Origin of the sequence: Flavobacterium panici (genome assembly GCF_903819335.1) — a bacterium.
Lineage (GTDB): Bacteria > Bacteroidota > Bacteroidia > Flavobacteriales > Flavobacteriaceae > Flavobacterium > Flavobacterium panici.
Map to the genome: position 1 here is coordinate 1 of NZ_CAIJDE010000038.1, position 14,012 is coordinate 14,012.

Consider the following 14,012-nt stretch of genomic DNA (forward strand, 5'->3'; position numbering starts at 1 on the left):
TTCTTCTACACAACGAAGTTTAAATTCACAATTGTACTTGACTTTTCTTTCCATAAAAATGCCCCCAAATAGTGTCTAACTTTTTGGGGGCAGTTCATTTCGAAGCACTTTTTCTACTAACTAAACTCAAACTTTATTCTCAATTTAAATCAAGACGTAATCCTAAAGAAACATTATTTTCTTTGGTTAAATTATCCTGAAATATGGGATTTAAATCGTATTTAAAATATAAGCTCAATTCTCTGTAACCAATGTAAGAACTCAAACCGTAAATAAAGTTGTTTACATTATAATCGCCTTTAATTGTGGTTTTATATTTTAAATCGTCTTCTTCAAATTTTAAAATTTGTTTTGATTTTACATTGATTCCAGCGTAACCTCCCACTCCAAAACGGAAACTTTTGTGGGTTTTAAAATATTTTTTTCCGTTGTTTTCTCCTGCTTTTGTAAAATCAAATTCTAAGTGAACCGGCGCTACTAAATACACATTTCTAAAACGAGATTCTGTCAAATGAACCGGGTTTTCCACCAAATTGGTTTGATCGCCGTTTACCACAAAACTTCTGTTATCTGTTGGGCGAATATTATTATACATTAAGGAAAGCCCGTATTTTGCATGAAGCAGATTATCATTTTTCATTAATCTTGAGTTATACGTAAAACCCCATTCGTAAAAATGCGAACCCATAAAACGGTAATTAGAATCCTGAAGTTTTCCGTCGATCATGGTGTTGTTTAATCCCATTGCAAATACAAACTGTGATGTTGTTCTTTTTTCGCCATGAATTGAATCTTTGTCATGTCTGTTAGATTTCCATCGAATCATGTAGACTTTAGAAGAATCTTCTTTGATTTTTCCGTCGACTTTTTGCTGAACCAAATCGTTAAGTTCGTTTTGTGCCAAAGTCACTTTTTCTTCTATAATTACGGCACGGGCTTCTGCTAATTCTCTTTTGCGTTTATCAGCTTGTTCCTGTGTAATTTTCCCTTCAGATAATTGCACATTTACTGCTTCAATTTCTTGTTTTAGGGTTTCTTTTTCTTCTTTGGTAATCTTTTCGATTTTATTAGCAATTTGCTTTGCTCTTGATTCAAAGGTTTCCTGTCCCAGTACTTTGCTTACGAATAAGAAAACCAGGATTACGAGGTAAATGGTAAAATTTTTCATGATTGATTGATTGATGATGATTATTAATTGTTGATTGTTAATGATTAATGATTTGATTTTTATTCTCCATCGGGTTGAAACCCGACGCTACAATATGAATCGTTCCTCCGGAACTGAAAATCTTTATTCTTGCTTCTTTATTCTATACTCTTTATTCTTTCTCCTGCTGATTTCTATTTGCTAAAGCCACTTTTACGGTTTGGTAGTTTTTATTGACTTTTGTAATTACTTTTTCTCTAAACGAAAGCTCTAATTCGCCATCGACTTGATTCAGTAAATCAGAAGCATTGATTTTTACTTTTGATTTTTTTACTGAACTTTGAGCCAAAACTTTTTTTTCGGCCGTTTCTAGTAATTGATCTGTATTCTCTTTTTTAGGGTTTTCGGTAACTACGACTGGATTTGTATTTGATTGTTTTTCTTGATTATTTTTGATGATGACTGAAGACTCCGCTATTTGATTTGATTCATTTTTAATGGTTTTATTTGGTGTTTGATTAAAGTTATTTTCTTGTTTATTTGCTTTTTGTGTTAGAGTTTCTGTTGGAGATTTTTCGGCAATTACAGTTTTTGTTTGAACTGATTCAACTTCATTTATAGTTGGTTTAGCAACAGAATCTTTTTTAATATTCTCTTCGATTACAACAGTTTTAGGGGTTTCAATTGTGTCTTTCTTTTGATTGAAAAAGAAAGTCCCAACCAGCAAAAACCCAACAATACTGGCAGCGATATACAACCATTTTCTATATTTCTTTGGTTTTTTAGTTTCTTCTGCAACACTCAACATGGCATCTAATCGGTCCCAGGCTTTTTCGCTTGGCTCAATTTTGCGTTGATTTAGTTTTTCACGGAAATCCTTTTCAAAATTATTCGGTTCCATTATCTTGTTTTTTTAGAATAGTAATTTGTGTTTGCAGCATTTTTCTAGCGTGCGATAATTGCGATTTTGATGTTCCTTCATTAATTCCTAACATCTTAGCAATCTCATTATGTTTATATCCTTCGATGGCATATAAATTGAAAATCATTTTATAACCATCCGGCAGTGCATCAATTAAAAACTGAATTTGATCAACTGTAAACTGACTGTCGATTTCGTTGAAACTTTCTTCGACAAAAAATTCATCTTCGGCAAATTTTACTTTTTTCTGAACTCTTAAATAAGAAATACATTCGTTAACCATAATTCGGCGAATCCAGCCTTCAAAACTTCCTTTATGTTCAAAGTTTTTTAGATTCGTAAATACTTTCATGAAAGCTGTTATCATTACATCTTCTGCCAGCTGAATATCTTTTATATATTGTCGGCAGACACTTAACATTTTCGAAGAAAACTTACTGTAAATCTGCTGCTGTGCTTGTCGATTATTTTCGACAGCAAGCTTTATGATTTTAGTTTCTTCTTGATGTAAATGAATAATTTTCATTAATAAGCTTTCGGTTTTTGGTTTTAGAAACAGACTTCTATTAGCATAGACGATTAACAATTTAAAATGGTTGCATGGGAGGTAAAAAAAAAATCAAAATTTAAATTCCAAATTCCAAATTCCAAAACTATATCAGATTCTTGGTTTAAGAAGCATCTTGACTGAAAATAAAAATATATAAATTATATTTGATCAATAGTTTTATAGAAATGGGAAGAACAACAGAGTTTTTTAAATTGAATGCTGAAAAAGCAAAAAACAATTTAATTTTAGATTTACATTCTAAAACTAAATTTAAAAAGTCTTTTGAAGATTTTATTAGTGAAAGAAAAGCTGAATTTGGAGATCGTTATGTTGTAACATTTAACAATGTAATTCAAAAAGTTAGTTCTAATATTAATACTATTCTTCCAAAGGAATTATGGGAACTAACTTACTGGCTTGGCGAAATTGAGTATGAGAGAATATATCAACAAGGGGAAAATTATGAGAAAGTACATAACGAATTATACATTAATAATGGCATAGAATCTCTTTATGAAGTACAAAGCACAAACGCATATGGCTTTATGTTTCAATATGGAAATTTTACTGATTATTTTGAAACAGACGAAACAGATGAACCATATGATGGAGGTAGAAATATAGATACCATAAAATTTATACGTTTTTTAGATTACATGATTCTTTTAATGAAAAAGATTTTAGACGCTGATTTAACTTGGTACAAATATGACTTTTCTAAGGAAGAAATTGAAGAAACATCAAAAATTGAAAATCTAAACCAGGAGAATAAATTATTATTTGAAGTTATAGAATCCGAATCTATTTCACTAAAAGAAAACTTCTTCGTTGAAAAAGAAAAAGAAAATCTGGAAGAAAACTACAGATCCAGAAATGGTGATTATTATACTGTTTTTTGTGCTGATAACTTTTTTGAAAATTGTCTTAGAATGAAAAAAGAAATCGAAGAAATTAATACAAATATTATAATCGTAGATTCAATCTAAAAATTATTTCTTTCTCTCAATAACGTAGTTTACCATTAAGGTAAGTGCCGCTTTGAATTCAGAATCCGGGTAATTGTCTAAAAGGGAAAGTGCTTCCTGCTGAAATTGCACCATTTTGTTTTCGGCGTAAGCCAAACCATTATTATCTTTCACGAAGGCAATAACTTCTTTTACGCGTTTTTTGTCTTTGTTATGGTTTTTGATGGAGTTTATCAACCACTTTTTTTCTTGCGGAGTACAAGTATTTAAAACATGAATTAAAGGCAAAGTCATTTTTTGCTCTTTAATATCGATTCCGGTTGGTTTTCCGATGGCTTCTTCGCTGTAATCAAATAAGTCGTCTTTAATTTGAAATGCCATTCCGATCAATTCGCCAAACTTTCGCATATTCTCCACCTGAATATCATCTTCAATTACCGATTTCGCACCAAGTGCACAACAAGCTGCAATAAGTGTTGCAGTCTTTTTTCGGATAATTTCGTAATAAACATCTTCGGTAATATCGAGTCTTCGTGCTTTTTCTATTTGAAGTAATTCACCTTCGCTCATTTCGCGAACGGCTACAGAAATGATTCGGAGTAAATCAAAGTCACCGTTATCGATAGAAAGTAGTAAGCCTTTTGAAAGTAAATAATCTCCAACTAAAACCGCAATCTTATTTTTCCAAAGTGCATTTATAGAGAAAAATCCGCGGCGACGATTACTGTCGTCCACCACATCATCATGAACCAAAGTTGCCGTATGAATTAATTCAATAACCGAAGCGCCTCGATACGTTCTTTCGTTTACGATTCCGCCGGAAACCATTTTTGCTGTTAAGAAAACAAACATCGGACGCATTTGTTTTCCTTTTCGGTTTACAATATAATAGGTGATTCTGTTTAGCAACGCAACCTTTGAAGTCATCGATTCGTGAAACTTTTTTTCAAAAAGTTCCATCTCAGTAATAATAGGCTGTTTTATTTGTGAAGTAATATTCATTTCGATTTCAAATATACTATTTTAAATAAAAAAACGTTGTCTATTTTATGTTAGTATATCTATAAATATGCACTAATTTAAAAAAAACAATCCAAAAACACCTCAATCTAATAACTAATTTGAATTCATTGATTAAAAGTAAAACCAAAAAACTATTTATTATGAAAACAAAATTTTTATTAATTGGAACCTGTATCGCTTTATCATTATTTACAAGTTGTAATTCTGATGAAAACACAAATGACGGAACTAGCAAGGCTATTACTAACGACGAGATAATTGCAAATTCTAAAATAGACGCCTCTATTGAAGATGTTACGAATATTGCTGAAGATCAGTTTATTTCCCAGGTAAACATCAATAGCAAACCTTCTGGAAACATAAAACATTTTTTACCTGAATGCGCTGTTATTACAACAGTTTTAACGAATAATACTTTTACAAAAACAATAGATTTTGGAGTTGACGGCTGTACGCTTGATAACGGAAATACGGTAAAAGGAAAAATGGTGGTTTCATTTTCTAATGATTTTTCGGCTTCTACTCAAACAATCAGTTATACGTTTGAAGGATTTTATCACAATGGTAAACTACTTCAGGGAAGTAAAAGCATTATTAGAACCGTAAAATCGACTGATTTACTGGCAGAAGCGCATCCGGTTTTAACAGCCGCAATTGATTTAACTATTACTTTTGATGACGGAAAGGTTTATATCAGAAAAGGTTCGTTAGTAAAAGAAATGACTGCCGGTTATAACACTTGGTTCAATTGGGAAGATAATGTTTTTGTCGTGACCGGAAGCGGTACCACAACTTTACCAAACGGAGATACTTTCTCTGCAGAAATTACGACTCCTCTGGAATTTAAAGCTTCATGCAGAAAATCATTTGCAGTAAAAGGAGTTGTTGAAATAACTAAAAATGGAGCTTCGGCTACTATTGATTATGGCAATGGAGATTGCGATACTCTGGCTTCTGTAACCAAAGACGGCGTTACAGAAGAAATTGATTTGAAAAAATAAGATCCTTTTTGCCCACAAAAAAAGCATTAAAAACAAGATTCACCCTCGTTTTTAATGCTTTTTTTATTACCTATCAAATGTTCCTCTGGAACATCATTATATTGTCATTATTTTTTTTCTACCGATGAGATATTCCTAACGGAATATTAATCTTGGAGTGATATATTGTCAGCTACCGATCTGTAACTCCTAACGGAGTATATGTTTACCTGTCTATTGTAATATCTCGGAGAGATTATATATCGGTAGGCATCATTTACGCGATATCGCTTTTGTCCCGTAGGGACTATACCGCATCTGCTTCTTTATTTGCTAATTGTCCGCAGGCTGCATCAATATCTTTTCCGCGGCTGCGACGCACTTTTACAACAACTCCAATATTCTCTAATGCTTTTATATACGCTAAAATAGACTCTTCTGAAGCTTGTTGAAATTCTCCGTCGTCAATTGGATTGTATTCAATTAAATTGACTTTACACGGTACATATTTACAGAATTTTACCAAGGCATCAATCGAAGCTTTGTCATCATTGATTCCTTTCCAAACTACATATTCGTATGAAATCTTGCTTTTGGTTTTTCTGTACCAATATTCTAATGCTTCTCGTAAATCTTTCAAAGGAAAGTTTTTGCTGAAAGGCATAATCTTCGCACGTATTTCATCAATTGCCGAATGCAGGGAAACTGCCAGTTTGAATTTCACATCATCATCGGCCATTTTCTTGATCATCTTCGGAATTCCTGATGTCGAAAGCATAATACGCTTTGGCGACATTCCTAATCCTTCTGGCGATGTAACCATATCGATCGCTTTAATGACATTATTATAATTCATTAAAGGTTCGCCCATTCCCATAAAAACAATATTCGAAAGCGGATGATTGTGATACAAACGGCTTTCTTTATCAATTGCTAAAATCTGATCGTAGATTTCTCCCGGCTCCAGATTTCGCATTCTTTTTAAACGTGCAGTTGCGCAGAAATTACAATCTAAACTACACCCAACCTGACTTGAAACACAAGCTGTTGTTCTGGTTTCTGTAGGAATTAAAACAGATTCTACTACTAATCCGTCGTGAAGGCGGACCGCATTTTTTACTGTTCCGTCGCTGCTTCTCTGCATGGTATCAACCTTAATATGATTGATAACAAAATTTTCTTCGAGCATAGAACGTGTTGTTTTGGCAACATTCGTCATATCCTCAAAACTGTGTGCTCCTTTGCTCCAAAGCCATTCATACACTTGATTTCCACGGAAAGCTTTGTCATTATTTGCGACAAAAAAATCTCGTAACTGATCTTTTGATAAGGCTCTTATGTCTTTTTTCTCGATTTGCATGCTGCAAAGTTAATCACTTTTGTTCTTTTTTTCGATTTTTAGATGCATTCTTCGTTTATCCTTTCTTGAATTTTATGCAAAATCCCAACTCAATTTAGCTGTTAAACCCTTACTATAATGATTTAATTAAAGTTTGGGCATGATTTTTATCATTTAATTTCGATTGTCTGCTTGATAATTTTGATCTAAGAAATAAGGTCAGTTCACAACCACTTACAGAAACTTTCCTGATTAAAATTAACAAATACCTATCAAGATGAAAACAATTAAATCAATCCTATTAACAGCCATTTTCACAACAATATCAATACAACTAAACGCGCAAAGAACTTATACGGTTATAGATACTAAATCAACTTTTGAAGTTGCCGGAACTTCTACAGTTCACGATTGGACCATGAGATCTACACAAGGAACTGGTATTGCCAACTTAACGGTAAAAGATTCTAAACTTACAGCGATAAACAGCCTAACTATTACCTTATTAGCAGAAAGTTTAAAAAGCAGTAAAACAAGCATGGATCAGGTGGCTTATGAAGCCTTAGATACTGAAACACATAAAACTATTGAATACGCTTTAAAATCTGCTGAAAAAATAAATGAATCAACCTGGATTCTAACCGGGACTTATACTATTGCCGGTGTCAGCAAAGAATACAAAACTCAGGTAAAAATAACGGCTGGTAATGAAACTTTTATTCTACAGGGTTCTAACCAAGTTACTTTTGGAGATTTTGAAATGACGCCTCCAAAAGCGGCTCTTGGTGTTGTTAAAGCAGGTAAAGATTTAACTGTAATTTTCAATATCATGTTAAATCAGATAAATCAGATTTCTGACCTGTAAACGACAATTACATTCTTGAAATTTAATTTTTGATAAAACCCCGAATCACATTTTTGGGTTATAAATATGCTTTGCAAAAAAATGAAAACGTTGTAGTTTTTAAATACCATTTTAATAAAATTTTAACAATGATTTTTATCATGTATCTCGGTAAAATATAGGCAGATCTTTGATACAAGTTAAAACAGCATTCTTAGTACTAAAAGAAAATCGGACGATTTGTTAACTTATTTTTCACAATAAAAACATGACAAAAATGAAAACCAATAAAATAAAATTATTCGCATTTGTAATTGCTCTTTTCGGAATTACTTCAATTGCTACAGCACAAAAATCATATTCTTTAGATGACAAAGCTGCATTTTCAGTTGCAGGAACTTCAACATTGCACGATTGGGAAATGAAGTCGGCTTCAGGAACTGGAACAGCAAACTTTTCAATAGCAAATTCAAAACTTACTGAAATAGAATCCCTATCGGTTACTCTATTGGCAGAAAGTGTGAAAAGCGAGAAAAAAAGCATGGATAAAGTGGCTTACGAAGCTTTAAAAACAGATAAAAACAAAAACATCAAATATGTTTTAAAATCTGCCGAAAAAGTAAATGAAACCACTTGGGAATTGACAGGAACTTACACCATAGCAGGAGTCAGTAAAGTTTATAAAACGACTGTAAAAACAACTGTTACAAAAGATGGTTTAAATATGCAGGGGTCTAACAAAATCACTTTTGCGGAGTTTGGAATGAAAGCGCCAACTGCCATGCTTGGAACTATTAGAACAGGACAGGATTTAACCATAAAATTCAATTTAAACTTTAATTTATAAACGCCATGAAAAAAATTTATATCCTATGTATAACATTAGTCAGCACGTTTGCTGTTAATGCTCAGGTAAGTTTTGGCCACATTCAAAACCAGATTCCACGAAGCCAAAAAGGTATTAATCAATTTGATGTAAAAAAAGATACTGTTGCTTATAAAGGATTAAGTGTCGATATGGGAGCCGCTTTTGCACTTCAATTTCAAGCTTTAAACTCGTTTAACGATCAAAAAAACTTAGCCACGGCGCCAGGTTACAGATTAAATAATTTAGAGAATAATTTCAATTTACCAAATGCAAATTTCACGATTGGAGCTCAATTATATGATGGTGTACGTGTAAACTTAGATGTATATCTGGCTTCCAGACACCACAACGAGACTTGGGTAAAAGGTGGTTATTTACAAATTGACAAACTTGATTTCATTAAAAAAGATTTCCTTGCCGATTTCATGCAGTATACAACGATCAAAATTGGTCAAATGGAGAACAACTATGGTGATGCCCACTTTAGAAGATCTGATAACGGAAATGCGTTTATGAATCCGTTTGTTGGGAATAATATAATGGATGCATTCATTACAGAAATGGGAGCTGAAGTTTATTATAACAGATCAGGCTTTGTAAGCATGATTGGAATAACAAATTCTAAATTAAATCAAAATGTTCAGGAAGTTGTAGCGGCAAATCCTACTGCAGCAAAACCAGATAATAATACAACCATAAGCCCTTCTATTCTTGCAAAATTAGGCTGGGATAAACAAATCAACAACGATTTGAGAATTAGATTAACAGGTTCTTATTATCATACAGCAAATTCTAGCGGAAATTTATATTCTTCTGATAGAGCAGGAAGCCGTTTTTATGGCGTAATGAGTCATTCTGAATATAATATTATCGATCCGGCTACCGGAACACCAATTAGTACTGTAGCAAACAATTTCGATCCAACTGCTAATAAAGACACTGGAAGGTTTAATCCGGGATACGGAAACTGGGCAACATCATATATGATAAACCCATTTATCAAATATAGAGGTCTTGAATTTTTTGGAACGTTAGAATTTACTTCTGGAGGAGATTACAAAGGAACAGATGACACTCGTAAAGTAAATCAATATGTTGGTGATTTAATTTATCGTTTCGGAGAAAATGAAAGATTTTATGTGGGTGGAAAATACAATTTAGTTGACGGAAAATTAGCTAACGCAAATGCTAAAGCAATTCAAATAAACAGGTTTGAGGCTGCCGCAGGATGGTTTATGACTAGAAACGTTTTGGCAAAATTAGAATATGTAGATCAAAATTATAAAAACTTCGCTCAATTTAACGGAGCAACTCCAAACGATCTTTTCGGCGGAAGCTTTAAAGGACTTATGTTCGAAGCAGTAATTTCATTTTGATAAAATGTACAAAAGATTTATTTTTTTAATTATGGGTTTAGCGGCTTTCTTTTTATCAGGAAGTGCTAAACCCACTTTTTTAACAGAAGAGACAACCTTAGTAATAAACAAAATTAAAATAGAAATTACAGGAGCATCAACTGTTGGTAAATACAATTGTTCTAATACTTTTTCAATAAAAGATACGGTTTATATAAATTCAGCTAAAAAAGAAGCTTTTAATACCGAAATCAAAATGTCAAACTTTGACTGCGGTAATAAAATAATGACGAAAGATTTACAGGGAACTGTAAAAGTAAAACAATTTCCAAATAGTACGGTTTGTATTACAGATGTAAAACCAAATGGTAAAAATTACAAATGCAGATTAACCTTTTACATCACCGATAAAACTTTAAAATACAAAGATTTTATTCTGTATAATTCTGATGATAAAATTCAGGGAACACTAAATTTAAAATTTTCTGATATTGACTTAGAACCGCCCGTAAAAATGGCCGGATTAATAAAAGTAAAAGATGATATTGTGATAAATTTCAGCCTTTACAAAAACTAAAACTTACTTTTAAAAAGCTTCAGCAAAAAAATTTCTTCAACTTTTCAAAACTGCAAAAATTTGGCACAAGAATTGTCTTGCACTCAAAAGAAAAGTAATCTTACAAAGCGCGCCATAATTTTAAAATTTGTATTTTTATTATTCCACTTTATAACCTTTTAAATTTTATAACCTAAAAAGACAATTTATTATGAAAAAACATTTTTTAAGTTTAGCTGTTGTTGCATTATTAGCTTTGGGATTACAATCTTGCGAAAAGAAAGAACCTAAACCTGCAGATGAAGAATTAACTCTTGGAAACAAAGTTGACTCCTTAACAACAGATATTGAAGAAGTGAAAGACAGCGCTGTAAGCAAAACAGAAGAGGCTGCTGCAAAAGCTAAAGATGCTACTGAAAATGCTGTACAAGATGTAAAAGATGGAGCTAAAAAAGCAGCATCTGATGTTGAAAGTGCAGCTAAGAAAACAGCAACTGATGTAAAAGACGCTACGAAAAAAGGAGCTGAAAAAGTTGAAAATGCTGCAAAAGCTGCAAAAGACGGAACTGTGAAAACAGCTAAAGATGTAAATGAAGCTTTGAAAAAATAATTTTCAAATTAAAACTAAAAACAGAAAGCCATTCGCCTAAACGAATGGTTTTTTTTATGCAAAATAGTCAGCGGATATTTTTTGTATTTTTGCATTCAATTACAACAACTACAAGATGCATTTTATATCACAAGAATTAGAAGATTATATCGAGCAGCATTCTGAAAACGAACCAGAATTATTAGCGAAACTTAATAAAGAAACCTACCAAAAAATACTTTTACCGAGAATGTTAAGCGGTCATTTTCAAGGCCGTGTTTTAAGTATGCTTTCTAAATTAATTCGTCCCGTAAATATTCTTGAAATTGGGACTTATACGGGTTATGCTGCGCTTTGTTTATGCGAAGGAATGCAGGAAAACGGACAATTGCATACTATTGATATTAAAGAAGAATTAGTCGATTTTCAGAGAAAGTATTTTGATGCCTCACCTTGGGGAAATCAAATTTTTCAGCATTTAGGCGAAGCCATAGATATTATCCCAACTCTAGACGTAAAATTTGATTTGGTATTTATTGATGCTGATAAGGAAAATTACCTCAATTATTGGGAAATGATTGTTCCAAAGATGAATAAAGGAGGTATTATTTTATCTGATAATGTTTTGTGGAGCGGAAAAATCCTAGAACCGGTTCACCCAAATGACGTAAGCACAAAAGTACTTTTAGAATATAATCTACATTTAAAAAATGATCCAAGAGTGGAAACGGTTTTATTGCCAATTCGCGATGGATTGACCGTTTCAAGAGTATTATAAAAAATCAATAGCCTCCAGCTTTAGCTGGAGAAACCTATTTAAGAAAAGTCAAGGGCTTTAGCCAAATTAAACACTAGTAGATAATTTGGCTAAAGCCCTTTCTTCAATTCTATTTTACCTCCAGCTAAAGCTGGAGGCAATTCAACAAGCATTTAATCATGAATTACAGCACCGAAATAAACTCTGAAGGTTTTACAATTATAAAGAATGTTTATACTGAAAATGAAATTGAAAAACTGATTTCATTAATCGAAAATGTAACCGAAAATGATTCTGAAAATGCTACTTTTAGAAAATCTCAGGATTTATTTGCGATCAGGCAATTTCATAAAGAAGTACCTGAAACCTTAGATTTTATTTTCAATCAAAATTTAAAAGATATTATCGAATCTAATTTTGGAAAAGGATATTTCATTACCAAATCAATTTACTTTGATAAACCTGAAAAATCAAATTGGTTTGTAGCTTATCATCAGGATTTAACTATTTCTGTAGATAAAAAAATTGAAGCCGAAAATTTTGAAAACTGGACTGTAAAACAAAATCAGTTTGCGGTTCAGCCGCCAAAAGAAATTTTAGAAGATAATTTTACGATTAGAATTCATATCGACAAAACCACAAAAGACAACGGTGCTTTAAAAGTTATCAATAATTCCCATTCAAAAGGAATTTTAAGAATCGAAAATCTGGATTTTGAAAACGAAACAGAAACAATCTGCGAAGTTGAAAAAGGCGGAATCATGATTATGAAACCTTTATTATTTCACGCTTCAAACAAAACCACAAATAACGAAAGAAGAAGAGTTATTCATATCGAATTCAGCAAACAAGAACTTCCTGACGGATTAGATTGGAGTGAAAGAAAAATTCTTGAAAATAATTAAAACGATTTCATAAGTATTGTAAAATAAAAAATTCAATAGCCTCCAGCTTTAGCTGGAGATAATAAAACCTAAAAAAGAAAAAGGCTTTAGCCAATACCTAGTGTATTTTGGCTAAAGCCTTCTTAATTTTATCTATAGAATCTCCAGCTAAAGCTGGAGGCAATTTATTTAATTTTTATACAAACTTAGTATCTTAGAAACTCAGAACCTTAGATTATCCTGGAAAATATTGCGGTTTCAACCTTCTGTAAGCTAAAAAGATTAAAAATCCGAAAAGAGCTCCAAAGAAATATCCTGTTAGAATATCACCCGGATAATGTAATCCCAAATAAATTCGGCTATAAGCAAAAATTAAAGGCCATAAGAATAACAAACCAAAATATTTGAAATGGCGTTTTAAAACCAAATATAAAAAGGTTGCAACAGCCATTGTGTTTGCAGCGTGTCCTGAGAAAAAGCTGAAAGATTTTCTAACCTGAACCACTCTGATAATTGTATTAATATCAGGATCATTACAAGGACGCAAACGCTGAAAAGTATGTTTAAACAGATTACAGGTCTGATCTGTAAAAGCGATTAAAATTGCTACAAAAAGTAATATATACAAGGTTTGCTTTCCTCCTACTTTTTTATAAATAAGATAAAACAACAGCAAAAAGAATGGTGTCCAATTCAACTGTTCAGTAATAATCAGCCAGAATTTATCATATTTTTCAGAACCTAAACCGTTTAGATATACCAATAAATTGACATCTAATTCTTTTATTTTTTCAAGCATATTATCTTTGGCGTTTTATAGGTCCTGAAAGTGATTCAATATCTTCTTTTACCTGGTCAATTTCTGTGGCAGTTTCACCTAACAGATTACTGGATAAATTAGTAGTATCGCCTAACAAATTAGATTTTGCATCATTAATCTGTGCGTTAATATTAGCTGTAATATCAGTCAAAGATTTCGTGTCAAGACCATTGGCCTCTGCACCTTTTTGAATTTCACTTTTTATATCGTTGGTTGCATTTTTTAGTTGCGCCATCGCTTTACCCATTGTACGGGCAATTTCCGGCACCTTATCAGAACCAAAAAGCATTAGTACTATAAACAGTATGAAAACTAATTCTCCTCCTCCTATACCAAACATATCTTTTATTTTTGTTGTGCCACAAAGATATTAAATTTTGAAGCGCACAGTTTTAAAATTTACTTAAAAAAAA

At 32.2% G+C, this 14,012-nt stretch carries 16 protein-coding genes; 9 read left to right on the forward strand and 7 right to left on the reverse strand.

Annotated features, from left to right (window positions below; all coding sequences use genetic code 11):
• Positions 1–139: 139 nt before the first annotated feature.
• The 3 genes from FLAPXU55_RS09275 to FLAPXU55_RS09285 all read right to left on the reverse strand — a co-directional run bounded on the left by FLAPXU55_RS09275 (position 140) and on the right by FLAPXU55_RS09285 (position 2,595).
• Positions 140–1,168, reverse strand: coding sequence for a hypothetical protein (locus FLAPXU55_RS09275; protein WP_180857433.1), 1,029 nt, complete (start codon positions 1,166–1,168; stop codon positions 140–142).
• A 151-nt stretch (positions 1,169–1,319) separates the two neighbouring features.
• Positions 1,320–2,048 (reverse strand): hypothetical protein, encoded by a 729-nt coding sequence (locus tag FLAPXU55_RS09280; protein ID WP_180857434.1) that lies wholly within the window; start codon positions 2,046–2,048, stop codon positions 1,320–1,322.
• Positions 2,035–2,595 (reverse strand): RNA polymerase sigma factor, encoded by a 561-nt coding sequence (locus tag FLAPXU55_RS09285; protein ID WP_180857435.1) that lies wholly within the window; start codon positions 2,593–2,595, stop codon positions 2,035–2,037. Before FLAPXU55_RS09285 ends, FLAPXU55_RS09280 begins: the two co-directional genes overlap by 14 nt.
• Positions 2,596–2,804: 209 nt before the next feature.
• Between FLAPXU55_RS09285 and FLAPXU55_RS09290 the strand changes: the two genes are divergently transcribed.
• The gene (locus tag FLAPXU55_RS09290) at positions 2,805–3,605 is read left to right on the forward strand and encodes a hypothetical protein (RefSeq protein ID WP_180857436.1); all 801 of its coding nucleotides are present in this window, start codon (positions 2,805–2,807) and stop codon (positions 3,603–3,605) included.
• Positions 3,606–3,608: 3 nt separating this feature from the next.
• Here FLAPXU55_RS09290 and FLAPXU55_RS09295 read toward each other — a convergent pair whose 3' ends face one another.
• A complete protein-coding gene (locus tag FLAPXU55_RS09295) occupies positions 3,609–4,586 on the reverse strand; it encodes a polyprenyl synthetase family protein (RefSeq protein ID WP_180857437.1) in 978 nt (325 codons plus the stop codon).
• Between the two features lie 161 nt (positions 4,587–4,747).
• Between FLAPXU55_RS09295 and FLAPXU55_RS09300 the strand changes: the two genes are divergently transcribed.
• Positions 4,748–5,608 (forward strand): hypothetical protein, encoded by an 861-nt coding sequence (locus FLAPXU55_RS09300; protein WP_180857438.1) that lies wholly within the window; start codon positions 4,748–4,750, stop codon positions 5,606–5,608.
• Positions 5,609–5,894: 286 nt separating this feature from the next.
• On the opposite strand, the gene rlmN is transcribed toward FLAPXU55_RS09300, so the two are convergent.
• A complete protein-coding gene (gene rlmN / locus FLAPXU55_RS09305) occupies positions 5,895–6,947 on the reverse strand; it encodes a 23S rRNA (adenine(2503)-C(2))-methyltransferase RlmN (protein WP_180857439.1) in 1,053 nt (350 codons plus the stop codon).
• A gap of 256 nt (positions 6,948–7,203) precedes the next feature.
• Here rlmN and FLAPXU55_RS09310 point away from each other — a divergent pair, with 256 nt between their 5' ends.
• The 7 genes from FLAPXU55_RS09310 to FLAPXU55_RS09340 all read left to right on the forward strand — a co-directional run bounded on the left by FLAPXU55_RS09310 (position 7,204) and on the right by FLAPXU55_RS09340 (position 12,800).
• On the forward strand, positions 7,204–7,791 hold the full coding sequence (locus tag FLAPXU55_RS09310; RefSeq protein WP_180857440.1) for a YceI family protein: 588 nt from the start codon (positions 7,204–7,206) through the stop codon (positions 7,789–7,791).
• A 256-nt stretch (positions 7,792–8,047) separates the two neighbouring features.
• Positions 8,048–8,617, forward strand: a complete 570-nt coding sequence (locus FLAPXU55_RS09315) for a YceI family protein (protein WP_235992017.1) — start codon at positions 8,048–8,050, stop codon at positions 8,615–8,617.
• 5 nt (positions 8,618–8,622) lie between these two features.
• Positions 8,623–10,014, forward strand: a complete 1,392-nt coding sequence (locus tag FLAPXU55_RS09320; protein ID WP_180857442.1) for a hypothetical protein — start codon at positions 8,623–8,625, stop codon at positions 10,012–10,014.
• A 31-nt stretch (positions 10,015–10,045) separates the two neighbouring features.
• Positions 10,046–10,570 (forward strand): YceI family protein, encoded by a 525-nt coding sequence (locus tag FLAPXU55_RS09325; RefSeq protein WP_235992018.1) that lies wholly within the window; start codon positions 10,046–10,048, stop codon positions 10,568–10,570.
• A 190-nt stretch (positions 10,571–10,760) separates the two neighbouring features.
• Positions 10,761–11,159 carry a hypothetical protein gene (locus FLAPXU55_RS09330; RefSeq protein ID WP_180857443.1) on the forward strand — a complete coding sequence of 133 codons (399 nt, stop codon included), beginning with the start codon at positions 10,761–10,763 and terminating at the stop codon, positions 11,157–11,159.
• A 115-nt stretch (positions 11,160–11,274) separates the two neighbouring features.
• Complete coding sequence (locus FLAPXU55_RS09335; protein ID WP_180857444.1) at positions 11,275–11,916, forward strand: O-methyltransferase; 642 nt, start codon at positions 11,275–11,277, stop codon at positions 11,914–11,916.
• Positions 11,917–12,074: 158 nt separating this feature from the next.
• Positions 12,075–12,800 (forward strand): phytanoyl-CoA dioxygenase family protein, encoded by a 726-nt coding sequence (locus FLAPXU55_RS09340; RefSeq protein ID WP_180857445.1) that lies wholly within the window; start codon positions 12,075–12,077, stop codon positions 12,798–12,800.
• A gap of 214 nt (positions 12,801–13,014) precedes the next feature.
• On the opposite strand, the gene FLAPXU55_RS09345 is transcribed toward FLAPXU55_RS09340, so the two are convergent.
• Together FLAPXU55_RS09345 and FLAPXU55_RS09350 are read right to left on the reverse strand one after the other, a co-directional pair.
• Positions 13,015–13,578 carry a phosphatase PAP2 family protein gene (locus tag FLAPXU55_RS09345; RefSeq protein ID WP_180857446.1) on the reverse strand — a complete coding sequence of 188 codons (564 nt, stop codon included), beginning with the start codon at positions 13,576–13,578 and terminating at the stop codon, positions 13,015–13,017.
• 1 nt (position 13,579) lies between these two features.
• Complete coding sequence (locus FLAPXU55_RS09350) at positions 13,580–13,939, reverse strand: Sec-independent protein translocase subunit TatA/TatB (protein ID WP_180857447.1); 360 nt, start codon at positions 13,937–13,939, stop codon at positions 13,580–13,582.
• Between the last annotated feature and the right edge of the window lie 73 nt (positions 13,940–14,012).